This window comes from Reyranella sp., from assembly GCF_965279625.1.
GTDB lineage: Bacteria > Pseudomonadota > Alphaproteobacteria > Reyranellales > Reyranellaceae > Reyranella.
Genome location: NZ_OZ257251.1, coordinates 4,214,475 through 4,232,970 on the forward strand (window position 1 = coordinate 4,214,475; position 18,496 = coordinate 4,232,970).

Annotated in this window: 12 protein-coding genes and 2 pseudogenes; 8 read left to right on the forward strand and 6 right to left on the reverse strand. The window is 59.3% G+C overall.

Annotation, left to right across the window (positions count from 1 at the left end; translation table 11 throughout):
- Positions 1-6: 6 nt before the first annotated feature.
- Entirely contained in the window at positions 7-732 is a 726-nt protein-coding gene (locus ACQY78_RS20510) for an ATP-binding cassette domain-containing protein (RefSeq protein WP_428678115.1), read from the forward strand.
- On the opposite strand, the gene ACQY78_RS20515 is transcribed toward ACQY78_RS20510, so the two are convergent.
- On the reverse strand, positions 729-2,039 hold the full coding sequence (locus ACQY78_RS20515) for a hypothetical protein (protein ID WP_428678117.1): 1,311 nt from the start codon (positions 2,037-2,039) through the stop codon (positions 729-731). The genes ACQY78_RS20510 and ACQY78_RS20515 overlap by 4 nt on opposite strands.
- Positions 2,040-2,465: 426 nt before the next feature.
- The gene (locus ACQY78_RS20520) at positions 2,466-3,059 is read right to left on the reverse strand and encodes a class I SAM-dependent methyltransferase (protein WP_428678119.1); all 594 of its coding nucleotides are present in this window, start codon (positions 3,057-3,059) and stop codon (positions 2,466-2,468) included.
- Between the two features lie 325 nt (positions 3,060-3,384).
- Here ACQY78_RS20520 and ACQY78_RS20525 point away from each other — a divergent pair, with 325 nt between their 5' ends.
- A complete protein-coding gene (locus tag ACQY78_RS20525) occupies positions 3,385-4,263 on the forward strand; it encodes an alginate lyase family protein (RefSeq protein ID WP_428678121.1) in 879 nt (292 codons plus the stop codon).
- An 18-nt stretch (positions 4,264-4,281) separates the two neighbouring features.
- Here the strand turns inward: ACQY78_RS20525 and ACQY78_RS20530 are convergent, their stop codons facing one another.
- Positions 4,282-5,313 (reverse strand): hypothetical protein, encoded by a 1,032-nt coding sequence (locus ACQY78_RS20530; RefSeq protein WP_428678123.1) that lies wholly within the window; start codon positions 5,311-5,313, stop codon positions 4,282-4,284.
- A 1,053-nt stretch (positions 5,314-6,366) separates the two neighbouring features.
- Between ACQY78_RS20530 and ACQY78_RS20535 the strand changes: the two genes are divergently transcribed.
- Positions 6,367-9,642: a glycosyltransferase gene (locus tag ACQY78_RS20535; RefSeq protein WP_428678125.1), complete on the forward strand. Its 3,276-nt coding sequence runs from the start codon at positions 6,367-6,369 to the stop codon at positions 9,640-9,642.
- Positions 9,643-9,949: 307 nt separating this feature from the next.
- A complete protein-coding gene (locus ACQY78_RS20540; RefSeq protein ID WP_428678126.1) occupies positions 9,950-11,224 on the forward strand; it encodes a BNR-4 repeat-containing protein in 1,275 nt (424 codons plus the stop codon).
- A gap of 211 nt (positions 11,225-11,435) precedes the next feature.
- Here the strand turns inward: ACQY78_RS20540 and ACQY78_RS20545 are convergent, their stop codons facing one another.
- A complete protein-coding gene (locus tag ACQY78_RS20545; RefSeq protein WP_428678128.1) occupies positions 11,436-11,861 on the reverse strand; it encodes a hypothetical protein in 426 nt (141 codons plus the stop codon).
- A gap of 292 nt (positions 11,862-12,153) precedes the next feature.
- Between ACQY78_RS20545 and crcB the strand changes: the two genes are divergently transcribed.
- From crcB to ACQY78_RS20565, 4 genes are all read left to right on the forward strand, one after another.
- Entirely contained in the window at positions 12,154-12,561 is a 408-nt protein-coding gene (gene crcB / locus ACQY78_RS20550) for a fluoride efflux transporter CrcB (RefSeq protein WP_428678130.1), read from the forward strand.
- A 62-nt stretch (positions 12,562-12,623) separates the two neighbouring features.
- Complete coding sequence (locus tag ACQY78_RS20555; RefSeq protein WP_428678132.1) at positions 12,624-13,400, forward strand: SDR family NAD(P)-dependent oxidoreductase; 777 nt, start codon at positions 12,624-12,626, stop codon at positions 13,398-13,400.
- A 20-nt stretch (positions 13,401-13,420) separates the two neighbouring features.
- Entirely contained in the window at positions 13,421-14,548 is a 1,128-nt protein-coding gene (locus ACQY78_RS20560) for an FAD binding domain-containing protein (protein ID WP_428678134.1), read from the forward strand.
- A gap of 216 nt (positions 14,549-14,764) precedes the next feature.
- Positions 14,765-15,886, forward strand: a complete 1,122-nt coding sequence (locus ACQY78_RS20565) for an MFS transporter (protein WP_428678135.1) — start codon at positions 14,765-14,767, stop codon at positions 15,884-15,886.
- 162 nt (positions 15,887-16,048) lie between these two features.
- Here the strand turns inward: ACQY78_RS20565 and cydB are convergent.
- Together cydB and ACQY78_RS20575 are read right to left on the reverse strand one after the other, a co-directional pair.
- Positions 16,049-17,037: pseudogene (gene cydB / locus ACQY78_RS20570) on the reverse strand (cytochrome d ubiquinol oxidase subunit II).
- Positions 17,034-18,447, reverse strand: a pseudogene (locus tag ACQY78_RS20575) (cytochrome ubiquinol oxidase subunit I). Before ACQY78_RS20575 ends, cydB begins: the two co-directional pseudogenes overlap by 4 nt.
- Positions 18,448-18,496 lie beyond the last annotated feature (49 nt).

Sequence of the window (18,496 nt, forward strand, 5' to 3'; positions counted from 1 at the left end):
CGGGTCGTGATCACATTGCACGGAATCTCCAAGACGGTCGGCCACGGGTCGCGCACACACGAAGTTCTCCGAGAGATTAATTGGAAAATCGAGCCCAAGTCTCGACATGTCATTCTGGCGACGGGAGGTGCTGGAAAGACCACGCTTCTGGATGTGATAAGTGGATGGCTTTCCCCTACCGAAGGGTGGGTGGAGAGGCAGGGAGTCGTCTCCTCGACAAAGAACCTCGTCCGCGGCGATCCAGGCACCACTGTCAGGCAGCTTATTAGGGGGTTATGTATTCTTTACGTTGCAGATCCGCTTAAGGTGGAAGAGTTCGTCCGCAAGTACATTATGATGGACGACGTTCACTTCAGGCAGGTGCGTACGTTGAATAATACTGATAAGCGAGCCCTCAATTCCGCTCTGTTCTACGCACTGCCGTGCGATTACTACCTGTTTGATGATCAGGTCCACCGTCTACCTCCTAAGTTTCTGCCTTCCGGTGAACAGGCATATCGTATGCGGGCAGGCGAAGCAGGGATGATCTTGGCGACCTCCAGGCTAGCGATAGCTCGTGATTTTGGTGGTCAGTTGAGCATTCTCCACGGAGGACGCCTCTTTCCCTTCAACGATTTCAAGGAGGGACTCGCGGTCTTTCGCAAGCTCCCGGAGACTCCGGCGCCCGGTGTCGAGCGCACTCCCGACCGCGAAGAAACGGAAGACGACTCCGGACTCGACGCCATGATCTAGTTCAGCTGCTCCTGGATCGAGCGAACGATCATGGTGCCCGTCATCCACAGGAGCATCGCAAAGAGCCCGACGACCACCACCGAAAGGGCCCTCTTCGGATAGGTCGAGCTTTGCGGCAACGACGGATAGACGAAGGGGCTTACATAGATGTGCTGTGCGAGGGCGTAGGCGCGGGCTTGTTCAAGGCTCGTCATGGCGCTTTGCAGCATGGTCTGGGAGAATTGCTGCTCGAGCGTGAGTTCCTCATAGCGTCCGACGATGTCGGCCAGAGGATTGTTGCCGTGTTGCATCTCCTTCACCTGGCTCTCGACGATCGCGAGCTGCTCGCGGGCGGCCTTGATGCGGGTTTCGAGGGAGTTGACGAGGGTTCCGGAGGCGGCCAGCCTGCCCTTTCGGAGGGTGGCGAGCTCGGTTTCGAGCTGGGCAATGGTTGCCCGAATCGTCTGGCTGAGGTTGGCGTTGCTCGTGACGACGCTGCTTTGCGGATCGATCACCTGCTCGGTATTGCGGAACTGGGTCATGGCGACCCGCGACTTCTTGAGGCGTTCCTCGGCGCGGGCGACATCTGCTTCGGCGAAGCGAATCGCGTCGAGCTGCGGGCGATTCGAAATCTTGTTGATCAGCTCTTCCGACAGGGACAGCAGCGTATTGGCGATCTGCAGGGCATCCTCGGGCGAAAAAGCCCTCACCTGTGCAGTGCCGATGCCTGTGATCTGATCGAAACTCGCGTTGACCATGCGCTGCCAGTAAGTGGCGAACTTCTCGATCGGAGCATCAGCGGGGAGGCGTGAGAAATAGTCGATCTGGTCGCCGCTGAACATGCCGCGCAGATCGAACTTCTTCTGAATGTCCAAGATCGCCTGACGACTCGTGACGAAGTTCGTAACCGTGTAGTCATCCACGGATGAGGAGGCCATTCCCATGAGCGAGGCCGCCCCTTGCAACGAGGGCATGCTCGACGGCGAGCCGGACTTACCCTCTCTAACCGTATACTGAAATTCTACAACGTATTGATCGGATGCGATGGCAAAGTAATAGATCGAAGCCGCGATGACCGGCAGCAATACGCACAAGGCGAAGCTCAGAAGCGTGGAGTAGGAAAACCTAGGCTTCGTCTGCGGGGGCCAGGGCAGGTTGACTATGGTTGATACTGCGTTCTCAATCCTGCTACTGTCACGATCGATTGCGGATTTTGCATGCTCGCTGCGATCTTTGCTTATCCGGGCGAGAAGAGCGCTAGCCTTGTCGGGGCCGCTAGCTTTCTCCATGGCAATTTGCCGTTGACGGCTGCGATCTGAATCTTGCATCAGCAACTCGTTAATTCTCTGCAGCTGTTTTGCTTCTGGAGAAAGGAGCCATCGTCCCGGCTCAAATTATCTTCATCGCCCTAGGTGCCCTGCCGCTCGCAAGCGCACAAATCCTTCTCCCCTGAAGAGCGGGCGATTTGCGATAGTAAAGCTATTACTACCTTGATACTTTCGTACACCAATAGCAACATGGAACTCTACTGTGTCAAAATCCCCAGCGAAAGATGCAGCGGCTCGAAGAGAAAATAAAATTTCGAAACTAGCGCGGCAATTGCAGAGAGTCCATTCCGTTCAAATGATGGCCCATTCTCGCAAGTGGAGAGATGTTTCCGAAGAAGAGAGAGTCGTTTGGGCCAAGATGGCACGCTTGGCATTCAGGACGTTGAGCGAATAAGCCGCAATGAACGACGGAACTCGAGCGCATTACTAGCCCAGCCGTCGCGCAACAAATGTGGCATTTTGGTATGCAATGTCTGCAGGCAGGCTCCGTCTTACGATCTGCGTAGCAAGATTGATCGAGCGCAAGTTTGCGATCACATCTGCGCCGAAGTCGGTCACCACTAAGCTGGCCGAGCCGTCGCCAGCCCTGCGAAACCTTGGGGGCAACGCGTGCTCAATGTCGTCGTCGACAACGCGAATTCGAGAGATGGTTTTATCCGGCAGTGGCCACCGAGTAGACATGGAGAAGATATGGACTCCACCTACTTTGAGCACTCTAGCGATTTCTTGATGGGCCTTCATCGGGTCCATTACGTGCTCTAACACGTCCGATGTAAGTACCAGATCCAGAGAAGCGTCGGGAAAGGACAATTGCCTCAAGTCTTCAAATGGCACGCCGTTTCTAACGTCTCCATGATGCGCTCCATCCCAAAAGTAGCTTCGCCGATAATTCGGAAGTTTGGAAAACAACCTGACAAAGGGGCCGCGTAGCGCCGGCTCATATATCGCCAACGAATCCAGCAGCTTGCTGCGCACAAGCTGCGCGAGGGAGAGAAACTGGCCCTTGCCAAACTCGTCCAAGATCAATGCTGCTTGGTCCCGATACCGAAGGGTTGCCTTACATTCTGGGCAGGGAAAGCCTTCCCTTACAGAAGCATGCCCACCTCTGTCGATCGCGCTTCGCGTGCCACAGATTGTGCAAACCAGCTGTGCGCTGTCTTTTGGAGTTTCAAGCAACCAAACCTCTCTCTAAACAGTCTTGTCCATAGCTTGCTGAACAGCAATACTTATGCCGATGATGTACACCATACGACGCCAGTCGGCTAAGGTGATTAGCGCTTTTTTTCTTGCAGCGTGCCTTAACGTTGCGATGCCCGCAGGGGCACGGGAGGCAGCGGACTGTGTAATGGTTCCGCCAATTGCGCGGCCGGAAGCATTACCCCCGTACGTCGACGATGCGGGCTCAATTCCGAACGAAGAAAACCGCAAGGCTAACAGACAATTGGTGGCCGTGCCTCGGGAACTGGCGGCGATAGTCGCGGCAGGAAGTGAAGGGGCGCCTGGAGCGGCGGCGTGCGCAGTAGAAAATCTGGACGCGTGGGCGCAAGCGAATGCCTTGCTGACCCGAGGGAACAACTTTGCCTCCACCCGGCAACTGCTTAGATACTCCACTGGCCTTAATATGGGAGTGTTTCGGCTTCGTGGCCGTGGCGTATCTCTCAGGCCAGAGACACTCGCTTGGCTGGAAAGTCTTGCGATTTTTGCGGCCGAGCAGTTCGAGGGGCGATACGACAAACATCAAATTGTAGATAATCTGTATGTTTGGTCCGGCGTGACCGCGGCATCATTCTCGTTGGTGGCGTCTAGTCCGTCGTTAAAGGCTTATGCCGACGGCGTCTGGCGACGTGCCATCGATGCTATCGAGCCGTTAGGCGGCGTGGCGGCCGAGCGTCGGAGGGGGCGCAGAGCGCTTTCATATCATACATATTATCTTTCTGCTGTTTTATGGCTGGCGAACATAAGAAAGAAGCAGGGGCACCCTGTGTCGCCCGACGACCAGAATGCCATCCAGAGTCTGGAGGACTTTATCGTCAAGCAGGTATGCTCCTCCTCAAGAACCCTGCCTGGAGTCGCAGCCCAGCAGATCAGGCCGACGGCGTCTGACTACAAGAGTGCGTTCTATCTTGCTGACGAAGTGTTCAGAATGCGCATCCAAGAGTGTGGCCTTAAGAAGCCACCAGATTATGATGCATTTCTTGGTGGGAAGATCGAGAGTTTGAACTGACGGTAGCGGCAGTCGCTCTTATTCGATTAGCTGAGGGCGCTTTCTGGGCGGCTTGGGAATCCGATTTCCCCATAGCTGGGCAATGAGCTGACTATTGAGTCGATCTATCTGGCTATCAGTCACAGCCAAAAGATCTCTCAAGCGCTCTGATTTCCAATGTTCGGGGGTGGGTTCCTTTCGTTCCACTCCAACTTTGAGTGAAAGTCCCGTTGCATCATTTACCCATTGCACTTCGTCTCGAAACTTCGAAGACAAGCCGGCTTCGATATCACTCTTGAGAGAAGGCTTGCCAACAATCGCAAGCTTTCGCTGGGCCTTCCTCAACTCTTTCATAATCTCATGCTTGGCGTCGGTGAAGACATTATCGGGGCCCGTGAAGCCATTCTGATGCAATGCCTGCAGAATGCACATGGCTTCTGCAGAAAGAGACTCGTTCTTCGTAACCGTGACGAATGCATCCTCCTTGACGTCGCGAAGATATCTGGTGCGAAAGTCCTGAGCTACGCAGTTCTTCACAAGGGATGATCGACTTACGTCGTGAGCCGAGAAGGCTGAACCGAAAACTGCTTGGTAACGTTCGACTCCGCCCTTCATCGCAGAGCTAGAGTTAAACGGGGAGATGATTTGCGCTGATGCCTTTACGATTTGCTGCTGAAGCGAGAGATAATAGCTTACTGGTTCCCGCAGATAGGCAACTACTTGGATGTCTGAAAAACAGTCGGCGAGAAATGTCTTTAGCTTTTCAAGTGAAGCGCGGTTCATATAGAAAAGAAACTCGGAAGACAGGATCATCGTTGCTGCATCCGACTGTTTAGCGGTATCCGCTAATCGCTTTAAGTAAGCGGCGGCATCGAATTTCTCTTGGGCAAATATTCTCGGGCGCTGTTCCTGGAAGCACATCACCAGAGGGTTGTGCGTTAGTTCGTTTGCGCGTCCGATTTCGGCGTATAGATAGCCGCTCTCTCGAAGGAGCCCTCGTTGCTGCGCAAACGTTGCCTGCAGGGTCGAGCTACCGGCCTTACCCATTCCAACGTGGAGAATGACGCGCATAGAGTTTGCTCCATCAACCCAAGCAGCCTTATCGCAATGTGAAGCGGCTGCGCGCTGCGGGAGATACAGCTTGACGAAGAACTGTTCAAGCTGACATCTTTGTAGAAACAACGTATTTATGAGGCGACCATGAACGATCCAAAAGTGGTGTCGGAACCAGTTCACAAAATAGACAGGGATTCACTAGTGGCGGCTATCTTGGCGGCCGGGGCGAAAGATGCTCCTGAGGAAGAGGTGCTGGCTCGATACGCGACTTTTCTTAAGTTGCTTCGGGACATGGGGGGGACCCGAAGGTTGTGGGCGGCTGCATCTGTGGCTCCTCGGACGGGCATATGATCTGACGAGGAGATGATCTAAGGTCATTTCCGTTCCCCCGGGATCTTGTTGCTCGCGAAGAGGGGGGGGCTACGCGCATGCAAGTCCCGATGCGAAGGGCGTTTTTGTCAGCGGTGATATCCTCTAACTCAGATCCATCCAGTAAACAGCAATCATCAGGCATTCGATGTGGTCCCTTTGAACGCAGAAGCCAGGGGCCTATGGCGCTGCGTCGGAAGAGTCGCTAATTCCTTTCTACATTCAGAATGTTCAGGTTGCATTGGTTGGAGGATATGCACATTTCAAGGCGTAAGGTTCTCTGGGCGCTGATGTCGGCATCGCAAGGTATGAAGTTTGGAGTACACTGGTTGCGGGGAGAACAAAGCTTGTCTGGTTTTCGGCGGGTTACTGAGAATTCTCAGAGAGGGTAATGTATGCGCTGGGTGAGGCTCGGCGGGTAGGCGAGCCATCAGTACCGGCTGGAAATATCTCTGAAACCCTCGCTGCTCCAATCGGAAAGTCCGCGATCTACCGGCTCTTCCCATGCGCTTGGGGCTAATGTAAAACAAGCGCGCACCGGTCGAGATTCACGCGTGAACTTCTTCTATAAAGCGAGCTCTTGGTCGTAGCATGTGGATAGGGGCTCCCGTCGGTGCGGGGCTTTATTTGGCGTAGGGTTTGCATCGATGTCGTGGCGTCTATGCAGATGTGCGTGTTGGCTGAGGCGGTGAGACAGTTATGACGAATGTGTCAGCCGTGGAGATCATTCCTCTCATAGAGGAGATCGATTTCTCTCAAGTCAAGGAAGTTGCCCGCTGGAAGCGAAAGCTGGCGATTTCCGGGCGCTGGTGGGCCGACATCAAGCGCGCCGACGCCGAGAAGTCCGGTTCGGTCAAGTGGGACGCGGAACGCGGTCTGCAACTAATGTGGCCAGGTACGCCAGGCCGGGTTCGACTGTGGCAGCGACTATCACTTGAAAAGTTGGCGCCGTCGCCTGGAGGTTACGATCTAAGGTTTCAGGCTTCGTTTCCGAGCGATTTTGACGTCAAGAAAAAGCTCCAATGGATCGCCATCCTGGAGGAAACGGAAGGCGGCACCACCAAGTTTTTCTCCCGGTTTGAGCTTTCGACCGCTCGCACGGCAAAGAGGCTCATTGTACTGGGAACGGCGCGGGCCGCGGCGTTCAGTGGTGGAGGGGCTTACCGACTTTCCCTCCAGTTCAAGCCTGATGCTCATTCCGTCTGTATGTTTTCCACACGGGTTGAGGCTTCGCGAGCTTTACTGCGCCCGCCGGCCGAGCCGGCCACACCGCCCTCCGCGGTGAGTCGACCCGCAGTCCGGCAACCGCCGGCTGTTGTCGTTCAGCCGGCGAGTCCTGTTGCCAGGCTCGCGCCGCAAAAGCCCGGCAACGAGAGGTCAGCTCTTCCCGTTGTCCCGAGCAAGGATCCGGAGGCTCGGAGTGAGAACCCGCTGGTGCCGCGACCCGCCTCGATCCTATCGTCCGGTCCGCCTGCGCGTCTGTTTTCCGGGCGCAAGAAGGCAATTGTGATCGCCTGGGACATGGGGCATAACCCGGTAGGCCGAGCATATCTCGTCGCGGATATGCTCAAGGCTACATACGACGTAGAGCTCATCGGACCACTCTTCAAGCAATATGGCGGCAAAGTCTGGGGGCCCGTCCAAGGATCGAGTATCCCTTTTCGGACCTTTGCCGCCGATGAAATTCAGGACTTTTGTCGGAAGGCTCTTAAGTTCGTCGAAGAGGCAGAAGCCGACCTTGTTGTTGCGTGCAAGGCGCGTATGCCCAGCATGGTCTTGGGAATGCTTCTCAAACATCGTCTGGGGTGTCCCGTGCTCATCGATGTGGACGATCACGAGCTGTCGTTCTTCCCCGGTGGTGAGCCGATGTCGCTGGCCGAAGTGAAGGCCGAACATTCTCGCGGCAACGGGGACTTGGCGCGCCTCTACGGGGAAACCTGGACGAGGCTTGCCGAATCCCTCGTGCCGACCTTTGATGGCGTGATCACCTCGAACGTCGCATTGCAGGAACGGTTCGGCGGAATTGTAGTGAGGCATGCGCGCGACGAGGCAACGTTCGGGCCCAATCCGGATGTGCGCGCCAGGATTCGGAAGGAGTTCGGATTCCCCCCTGAAGACAAGGTCATCCTATTTTTGGGAACGCCTCGGGCGCACAAGGGAGTGTTTCGAATTGCAGAGGCACTCGAACGTCTCGAGCTTCCCAATCTTGTCCTCTGCATTATCGGCTCGCCCAACGATAAGCGAATTGACGGAAAGATCGCGTCATTTAAACGAGCGCGAATTCGCATCTTTCCAGATCAGCCCTGGGAGCGGCTCCCTCAGCTAATCACGATGGCGGACGGCGTCTGCCTCTTGCAGGACGTGAGTTCACCGGTCTCCGCATACCAGATTCCCGCGAAACTGACTGATGCGCTGGCCACCGGAGTTCCCGTGGCGGTAACCGATGTTGCCCCTTTTCGCGACATACCGTCCCCGTCTGTCGTCACTCTCGTTCGGAGGGATGGTGACTTGGATGCATTTCTTACAAATATTTCAAAGGGGCGAGCGGGCGATGTAGCCTGCGTTCGTCGATCGCGAGATTTCTTCCTGGGGGAGCTGAGCTACGCTGTAAACGTAGCCCGCCTCAATGCCATCTCGCGAAGTGCCTTAGCTGTCAAGACCTCGTGGAACGAGCAATGGACGGAAGTGCTGGACTTCGTCAGCTCGATCGCCAATGCGCCGATGCCGTTGGTTCAGCCGTCGTGGTCAAACGTGAGGCTTCCATTCCCGGCACTGAGAAAAGACAAGCCATTCGACATTGCGTTCTTCTGGAAGCAGAACGACACTGGGCTTTATGGTCGACGTCATGACATGCTCCTCAAGTACCTAGCGCGGCATCCCCGCGTCGGCCGCATCGTCCAGTTCGACGCCCCGCTGGAGGGGAGGAAAGTGCGAGCTAGCGTCAGGACAGATGCAGATGCTTATCTGGATCAGACCAACCATGTCGTAAGCAACGTCATCAGCAGATTCCTGAAAATTGCGGACGGCGAGAAAATCAGCCGCCGAGTATTCGTGCATAGGTCCGGACAGGCGGCAGAAGGTTTTCTTGGCCAGGTACTTCCACCTAAGAGTGCGTATGTCCCTTGGATTCGTCAAACTTTGCAGGAAGCAGGGATAAATGGTCCGCTGATTGGATGGGTCGCGCCGGTTGTGTTCGAATATGCAGAAATTCATGACGAGCTCGGATTCAGCCTGAGTATCGCTGATTTGATCGACGATCAGAGGGCGATGCCTTCCACGGTCGAGCACAATCGGCGGGTTAGGGCCGGCTACGAGGAGACCCTGAGTCGAGTGAACATGGTTTTCACCAATTGTGATGCGGCTCGCGATGCTTTCTTGCCCATGCGGCGTGACATCGAAGTGATCACGAATGCAGCGGAGCAGCGTGCTACGGAAGAATACCATCGTCCCGCGATCTTCGATGAACTTAGAGGGCCGATCATTGGCTATGTCGGCAACCTAAGAGATCGAATTGATGTAGAACTACTTCAGCGTATGGCAGACGAGAAGCCGGAATGGCAGATTGTCCTGATCGGATCGGCCCACCGATCTCCGGATGTCTTGAGACTGCGCGGCCGCCAGAATGTACATTTTATGGGTGTCAAGCCCTACGAAAATGTAATCCAATACATTAAGGGCTTCGACGTCGCAATCATGCCACATGTCGACAATGCCGTAAGCAAGGCAATGAATCCGCTGAAGCTCTATGTTTATCTTTCATGTGGAGTGCCGATCGTAACGACCAGTGTTGCGAACATCGCAGAGGTTAAGGATTTCGCTGAGATCGCGTCCACTCAAGACGAATTCATCGCGAAGGTCGAGAGTCTTCTCGGCGTTGAACGGCGGATACAGTCCGGTGTTCTTGTGCCGCATCACTTGACTTGGAGTGAGCGGGTGGAGCGAATCGTTCGCCAGATCGATAGGCAAATTTCGTGACTGGTGCAGCGCCTTGATATTCGGAAGAAGATAGAGTCTTCCCTTCTTGACAAATAAGCACATGACGGATCTTTGGATAAGAGCCGATCCTGAGCAGTCGACTGTACACCGCTGTACGGTGAGATTTCATGCATTTAATGGGTGCCTCGCGACGCTAGTCTAGTCTTGAATTCCTTTGATCCGGGGCAGTGGCTGCGTGACAAGCCACAAGGAAGTGGGATTCATTCTTTCGGAATGGCGCTTTGGCTCAAAGAGTCATCTATGTCGAGTAGCGTGGCCAGTCTGCTCAACTTCAGTAGGAGCCGAAGTGAGCCCGTCACGGACTATCTCTTTAGGCAAGGCGTGGGCCGGCAATTCGACAAATGTAACACCGTATCGCCACTCGGGCTTGGTGACGGTGGGTCACCGCCAACTGCTGTCATACTACAATGACAACGGTGCGCTGACTTTCTCAGAAAGAAGTCTTGTCGGCGGGGCCGTGACACAGAAGACGGTAGAAGGCGTGTCGGCCCCCGTAGATGCTCATTTCAGCTCCTCGATTGGAGTGGATCGGGACGGCCGTATACATGTCCTGGCGGGGGCCCATGTTTCGAAGGCGATATGCCTTCGCAGCGATACCGAGAGTGTCGAGACCGTAAAACGGGTGGCAGATCCAGTCCTGGAGAAGTTCGACATCACCTATCCGGCCTTCGTGACGGACCGCCGCGCCAATTTTCATGTCGTGTTCAGGGTAGGCAGCGCGGCGCGTTCGGCATGGCGGACGCTTCAATGGGATGGCGCCTGGCTGGAAAAGAAGGGGTATCCGCTTCTGAGCGGAATTACTGAGCCCTGGAGTGCAGGTCCCTATATCAACACACCATTGGCCGATACTGGACAAGGATTCGGTCTGTTCGTCGTGTGGCGCACGGCCGCGATCTTCGGTTCCCGCCAGCGGGCCATGAATGGAGGGATCGACTATCTGGAAGCGGATTTGGTGACGAAGCGCCTGCGGACCTGGAGCGGGGCTGTTCTGCCCATTCCGGCGACCCAGGCGGTCATGGAAAGAGTTGCTGCCGTTCCCTGGACGGCGAGTCTCTGCAACCAGGCCGGGGCAACGCGCCTGGCTGACGGTCGTCCTGTCGGGGTCTTCTATTGGACGCACAAGGGGCGAACGACGGTAAACATGCTGTATCCCGACAGCCATGGCTGGCAGTTGAGGGAAATAGCGGAACTGGGGACACCGATCGATCTGGTTGGGAGAGGCACGCTTTCACTCCCCTATAGCCGGCCTGTTTGCGTCACGCTTCCAGACGGTTCCGTCTTCATAATATACCGGACCATGGAAGCGGGGCGGGCGCTGGTCGGACATCGGCTTCATCCACCAGACTTCGAGAAGGCGGAAGTTTTGACTCTCATCGAAGAGCCGCTTGGATATTACGAGCCGGTCGTGGATGGGCTTCGGGCGCAGCGGGATGGGATTTTGTCCCTCTATGTTCAGAAATGCCATTCGGGAATCGATGGGAAAGCAGAATTCATGAGTTCGGAAGCGTATCTTGCCGAGTGGGACTTTCAGGTCTCGAAAAAGGGAACTTTGTCGGTTTAGGTCTCCAAATCAATAATCGTCTCGCCTATTCCGTCTTTGGCCGCCGGGATGGGCCCCGTCGTTCTTCCAGGGTATCGCCCGCGACTTGGCGGGCCATTCCCCAGCAACCTCGTCAGCTCATTGGGGCAACTGGGCGTGCGGGTCGGCGCGGGGACCCGCCGCTGGTTCGGGAGACGATGCAGCGCGACCTTAGGATCGCCCGCTCGTTCCTCTAGCGACGTCTCGGACAGAGCGACAGATAGAAGAAGAACGCCATGACCGGCAGCGTGAACCAGTTGAGCGCGGCACCCGGGGCCGTGCCCATCGTCGTCACCGGCTTGAGGAAGCCGGCCAGCCCGCGCAACACGGGCTCGAGCGTGAACACCAGCAGCACGAGCGGCACCGTTCCACGCCAGCGCAGCAGCAGCACCCAGAGCAGCAGCGCGAGGAGGAGCTGGATCGCCCCCCACTGGCCGAACATCGCCACGATGTTCGAGCCGCCGTCTATGGTCGCGACGTCGATCGTGGCGATCGACTGCGCGCCACCGTCCGCCGCCAGCAGATGGATGCAGGAGCGCACGGTGATGACGCTGAGCCAGGCGATGGCGACCCAGAAGGAAAAAAGCGGTCCATCGTAGTGCGCTGGATTGGCCGGCAACAGCCTCGCCGGTGATGGGAGCCACGAGGAGGGCATGGAGAGGACGCGTCCGAGTTTAAACAATTTTACCAGAGACCTTCGATCCGAGATTCACCAGTGACTTCCTGAACAAGCACCCAAGGTAGCAATCCGGGGTCTTGCCGTGAACCGCGGTCACCCCAGCAAGAGAGCACAAGCTATACGAAGGTCCAGGCTCTCGAACTCTATGTAGAATGTTCCCGCCAAGATCCGCGTGCAAATCTCACCTCCAGGGCGCGCCATCGAGCCGGCGCGTTACACGAGAGGAAGAGCCATGATCGGCTATGGATTTGTCGCCCTCGGGGGCGCTTTCGGATCCGCTCTGCGCTTTGCGCTGGATCGGTGGATCACTCAGCTGCTTGGAAGCGCCCTGCCGTGGGGGACCATTCTTATCAATATCGGCGGGTCCTTTGTGATCGGTCTGTTCACGGCCCTCTTCGCGGGCACCAGCGCGGCCTCAACGCCCATTGAAATCCGCCAGTTCGTGCTTGTCGGCGTGTGCGGCGGCTTCACCACCTTTTCGTCCTTCAGCCTTCAGACCTTGAACCTGTTCAATGCCAACGAGCCGGGGCGGGCGCTGCTGAACATCATGCTGTCGCTCACGCTGTGCCTCATCGCCGTCGCTGCCGGTTATGTGCTGCCCGGCGCCTTCACCACGCTCTCCCGAGGCGTGGGCCCCTGAGCACGACCGTTCCGCGTCCGCACACGCCTGCCAATCTCGCCGCGTAACCACAGGAGCCGCACATGAAGATCGATCTTTCCGGAAAGTCCGCCCTCGTCACCGGCTCCACCGGAGGCATCGGCTTTGCCATCGCCAGGGGCCTGCAGGAGGCGGGCGCGGCGGTGGTCATCAATGGCCGCACCTCTGCCAATGTGGACGAGGCCCTCGCGCGCCTCGGAGGAGTGGCACGTGGCCGGGCGCTCGATCTTGCGAGCCCGGAAGGCGCGCGGGACCTGGTGGCGCTCGAGCCTGCGTTCGACATCGTCGTGAACAATCTCGGCATCTTCCAGCCGCAGGATTTCTTCGACACCGACGATGCCATCTGGGAGCGGCACTGGCAGGTGAACGTAATGGCCGGCGTCCGGCTCGCGCGAGCCTATCTGCCGCCGATGGCGGCGCGAGGCTGGGGCCGGATGATCTTCCTCGGCTCGGAATCCGCCTTCAACATTCCGGTGGAGATGATCCACTACGGCGTCAGCAAGACCGCCGATGTGTCGCTCGCGCGCGGCCTTGCCAAGCGCATGGCAGGGACCGGCGTGACCGTGAATTCCATCCTGCCAGGCCCCACGCTGTCAGAGGGGGTCGCCGAGATGCTCAAGCCGGCGATGGTGGGAGGGAAGTCGCTGGAGGAAGCGGGGGCGGGGTTCGTCCGTACGCACCGGCCGACGTCGCTGATCCAACGCCTCGCCACCGTCGATGAGGTCGCCAGCATGGCCGTCTATCTCGCCTCGCCCCTCGCGTCTGCCACCACGGGCGCTGCGCTGCGCGTGGATGGCGGCGTGGTCGACTTCATCAACTGAACCCGTTGAGGGGCAACGCCATGAGTTCTCGCATTCTTATCGTCGGCGGGTCGATGGGGGGCCTGTTCGCCGCCGTCCTCCTCGGTCGCGCCGGCTTCGACGTCACCGTCACCGAACGCTCCGCGCACGGGCTCGAGGGGCGAGGGGCGGGCCTCGTTGCCCAGCAGGAAGTCTTCGACATTCTGCGGGAAGTCGGCATCGAGCATCTCGCCCGCGTCGGTGTCACGGCGCATGAGCGGATCTACCTCGACCGCAGCGACGCCATCATCCATCGCCAGCGCACGCCTCAGACGCAGCTCTCGTGGGATGTGCTTTTCCGCACCTTCCGCGAGCGGGTGCCGGATGCACGCTACCGCATCAAGGACCGCGCCGTGCAGGTGCGGACCGACATCTCCGGCGCGACCGTGAAGTATGCGGACGGGCACGAGGAGACGGCGGATCTGGTCATCGGCGCGGACGGCATCGGGTCGCTCGTGCGCGAAGCCGTGTCGGGGCCGCAGTCGAGGCCGGCCTATGTGGGCTATGCGACATGGCGTGGGCTCGTGCCGGAGACGCTGGTGCCGGAACTGGCGCGGCGGCAGCTCTTCGAGCGGTTCTCCTTCTATGAAGGCCCGGGTTCACATGTTCTCGGCTATCTCGTTCCGGGCGCGGACGGGTCCACAGAGGTGGGCCAGCGCCGGTACAACTGGGTCTGGTACCGACGCTATCCGCCCACGGAGTTGAGCCGAGTCCTGGTCGATCGCGACGGTATCAGCCGTCCCTTCTCGATCGCGCCTGGCCGTGTGAGGCCGGAGGTCGTGGACCGGCTCAAACGCGACGCCGCTGAAGCGCTGCCGCCCTCCTTCGCGCAGGCGGTCGCCGCCGAGCCCCAGCCCTTCATTCATGCGATCTTCGACTATGCGCCCTCGCACATGGTGAAGGGGCGCGTGGCCCTTCTGGGGGATGCCGCCTTCGTGGCCCGGCCTCATACGGCCATGGGTGTCGCCAAGGCCGCAGGCGATGCCTTTGCGCTGCGTGATGCGTTACAGGCGCATTCGGATGTGGATGCTGCGCTCGCTGCCTATCAGGCGGCGCGGGTACCTGTAGGGCAGGCCATCGTGGCGTACGGCCAGAGATTGGGACAGTCGCTCCAGCTGGCTGGAAGCTGAGGCGGCCCCTGCGTCTACGTTGGCGCGAGCGGCGGTCGATGCCTGTGCACGCCGAGCCTCCATCTTCCGATCACGCCGATCCATGACTGCAGGGGTGATTTTCCCTCCCCATTCAGCCGATGAAAACTGACATGCCCCTCCAGGATCGCGCCCCCCAGGGGCACCCCGACCGCTCGAGCGAGAGCTTTGTGGCTCGGCCGAGGGACCACTTTCGCGATGGCGGCGGCGGCTGGTCTGGCTATCGCCAGTATCTACTACAATCAACCCATGCTCGATGTGATCGAGCAGGAGTTGGTCGACCGGCTTGCGGGCGCGGTTCCCATCGCCACGCAGCTCGGATATGCGGCGGGCCTGTTCCTGCTGGTGCCGCTTGGTGATTTCGTAGAGCGCAAGCGACTGATCCTTCTGCAGTTCGCGTTCCTTGCGGTCGCCCTTGCACTTGCGGCCCTTGCCCCGAACGCGCTGACTTTGGTCGCCGCGTCGCTGGCGGTGGGCCTTCTGGCGACGGTGGCGCAGCAGATCGTCCCCCTTGCCGCGCACCTCGCGCCGCCGCCGCGGCGCGGTGCGACGGTTGGAACCGTTATGGCCGGGCTTCTCACGGGCATTCTGCTCAGCCGGACACTGGCGGGCTTCGTGGCGGCTCATACCGGGTGGCGCCAGATGTTCTGGCTTTCCGTGCCGCTTGCGCTGGCGGGCGGCGGGCTAATGGCCGTGGTCCTGCCGCGCAGCAGGCCCGACTCGCTATTGAGCTATCCAAAGCTCCTGCGCTCAATCTGGCACCTCTGGCGTACCTTCCCGACGTTGCGGCTGGCGGCGCTCACCCAGTCGGCGCTGTTCGCGGCCTTCACCGTGTTCTGGACCATCCTCGCCTTCCGGCTTGCGGAGCCGCGCTTCGGCTATGGCGCGGAGGTGGCCGGTCTGTTCGGGCTCGTGGGTGCGATCGGGATTCTCGCGGCTCCCCTCGCAGGGCGCTTCGCCGACAGTCGCGGCCCGTCTCAGGCTGTGATCCTGGGCGTCGCCGTCACCGTTGTCGCGTGGCTCGTCTTCGGTCTCTGGACTTCGTTGACGGGACTGGTGGTGGGCGTCGTGTTGTTGGATCTCGGCATTCAGATGGCGCTCGTTTCCAACCAGCACATCGTCTTTGCCCTTCATCCCGAGGCACGCGCGCGGCTCAATACAGTGCTCATGGGCACCATGTTTCTGGGCGGCGCCATCGGCTCGGCACTCGGGACACTGGCCTGGCAGGCGGGGGAGTGGCAACTCGTCAGCGCCCTCGGCACCGGCTTTTCCATTCTCGCCGCCCTTCTGCAAGGGCTCGCCTGGCGCCCGCGTGCATGAGGCGCTGAAGGCGGAAACGACGTCCGTACGATCGCTCGCCCCGGGATATCGATCCTCGCAACCGACCGACGAAACAGGAAAGGCGGCCAACCCAGGTCACGGGGCGGCCGCCTGCTCATCGTCGCGGCGCGTCTGGCGCTTGGAGACGAGCGAGGGTCGCGCTCAGGGGTCCCTATCCTCGACCATCTTTCCGCGAAAGATGAAATAGACGGTCAGCGTATAGGCCAGCGTGAGAGGCAGGACGAAGACGCCTGCCCCCCAGAAAAGAAACGAGAGGGATGCGGGGGGGGAGGCCGCCTCCCAGATGGTGAGCGAGAAGGGCAGCATGTAGGGCAGGAAGGATCCCGCGAGCGTTGCGAACGCCGCAATGAAAATAGTTGCCCCCGCGAGGAACAGGAAGCGGTCGTCCCGGCGCCGAACGAAGAGGGCGAGGCTGGCAAAGGCGACGAGGCCCACCAGCGGGCACAGGAGCAGGGCCGGGCGCTCCATCCAGCGGTGCAGCACCGGGAGGCGGAGCTGAACGGACCAGATGAAGACCGCGACGAGGAAAGCGAGGAGCGCTGCCAGCAGACCCGGCAGGATGCGGAAGGAGAAATCCCGCAACGCCCCATCGGTCTTTCCGGCGACCCAGCAGGCCCCATCATTGCGTAGCCGATGGATAGGCCGATGCCGCAGAACATCGAGAAGGGGCTGGCCCAGCCCATTGAGCTCCCGGCGAACACCCCGTTTGCGAGGGGCAGGCCCTGCACGATGGCGCCTACTGCGGTGCCCTGCACGAAGGCTGCCACATAGGAGCCGGCGACGAAGCCTGCGTCCCAGATCGGGCGGCTGGCCGTGGCCTTGTAGCGGAACTCGAAGGCCACGCCCCGCAGGATGAGGCCTGCCAGCATGAGGAAGAGGGGCAGGTAGAAGGCCGAAAGGACGATCGAAAAGACGATCGGGAAGGCGCCGAACAGGGTGGCGGCGGAAACCACCAGCCAAGTCTCGTTGCCGTCCCACACGGGCGAGATGGAGGCCAGCATGTGCCGTCGCTCGGTTTCTCCACCGGCGAAGGGAAACAGCATCCCCACGCCGAGGTCGAAGCCGTCCAGCAGGACGTAAAGGAGGATCGAAAGTCCAAGAACAGAGGTCCAGAACTCGACCATGGTCATTCTCCCGATGTTGTGGTGCGCGACACGCCGGGACTGGCGCCAGGGATGGAGAGGGGGCGCTTGGGATTGGTGGCGTAGAGGGAGATCTCGGCGGCGGGGATCGGACCACTACGCAGCAGCCGGTATATGTAGAGGACCCCGAAGCCGAAGATGAGCGCATAGATGCTGGCGATCCCCACGAAGGTGAGCGCCACCTCATGTGCCGCCAGGAAAGGCGTCACTGCATCGGCCGTCCGCAGTTGGCCGTACACGACCCATGGCTGGCGTCCGACCTCTGCCGTGAACCAGCCGGTCAAGGTCGCAATGAAACCGAGTGGGAAGGACAGGAACGTCGCGGTGAGGAACATGCGCGCCCGCAGGATCCGTTCGCTGAAACTGAGCCACGTGCCGACCCACGCGACCGCCAGCATCAGCAATCCGCAGCCGACCATGATGCGGAAGGCGAAGAAGGGAATGACGACGGGCGGGCGATTCTCCGGCGCGAAACTCGTGATCCCCAACTCCTTCGACGTCAGGCTCATCGAGCCGATGAGGCTGCCGAGATAGGGTACCGAGACCTCGAAGAGGTTGCGCTCGGTCCTGGAATCGGGCCACGCAATGAGAATCTCGCTCGCGGGCTGCTGGTCGTTCCAGCGTCCCTCGATGGCTGCAAACTTGGCAGGCTGGTTATCATGGACGAAATCGCCGACTAGGTGCCCGAATCCGATCTGCACGGGCACCCAGGATCGCCGCGAGACGCAGTCCCATGACCGCCATGGTACGGCCCTCCTGCACCGCCTTGCCGCGCAGCACGTACCAGGCGCCGGTGGCGGCCACGCAGAAGGCCGATGTCACATAGGCCGCGAGGATCATGTGCGGAAAGCGTGTCCACACCGCCTCGTTGAAGATGATCGCGGACCAGTCCGTGGGCACGAACACACCCTCCGGCGTCAGCTCGAAGCCGGTCGGGTACTGCATCCAGCTGTTGTTGACCATGATCCAGAAGGCGGAGAGGCTCGTGCCCAGCGAAACCATCAGGCAGGCGACGAGATAGGCCCAGCGCGGTACGCGATCCCGGCCGAACATCAGTACGCCGAAGAATGCTGCCTCGAGCGCGAAGGCGGTGAAGCTCTCATAGCCGAGCAGCGGCCCCTGGATGGGGCCGGTGCGGCGGGAAAGCTCGCTCCAGTTGGTGCCGAACTGGAACGCCATGACGATGCCGGAAACCACGCCGAGACCAAAGGCAACGGCGAAGATCTTCATCCAGAAGTCCGACAGGCGGTGATAGATGCGCTCACCCGTGACGAGGTGGCAGGCCTCGAGAAAGGTCAGCCACGCGGCAAGGCCGATGGTGAAAGCTGGAAAGATGATGTGAAAGGAGATCGTGAATGCGAATTGTATCCGCGACAGCAGGAGAGGGGTGAGGTCCATGAGAGCATCCCGCGTTCTGAGGAACCGGCATTGACGGCAGGTGGATGCG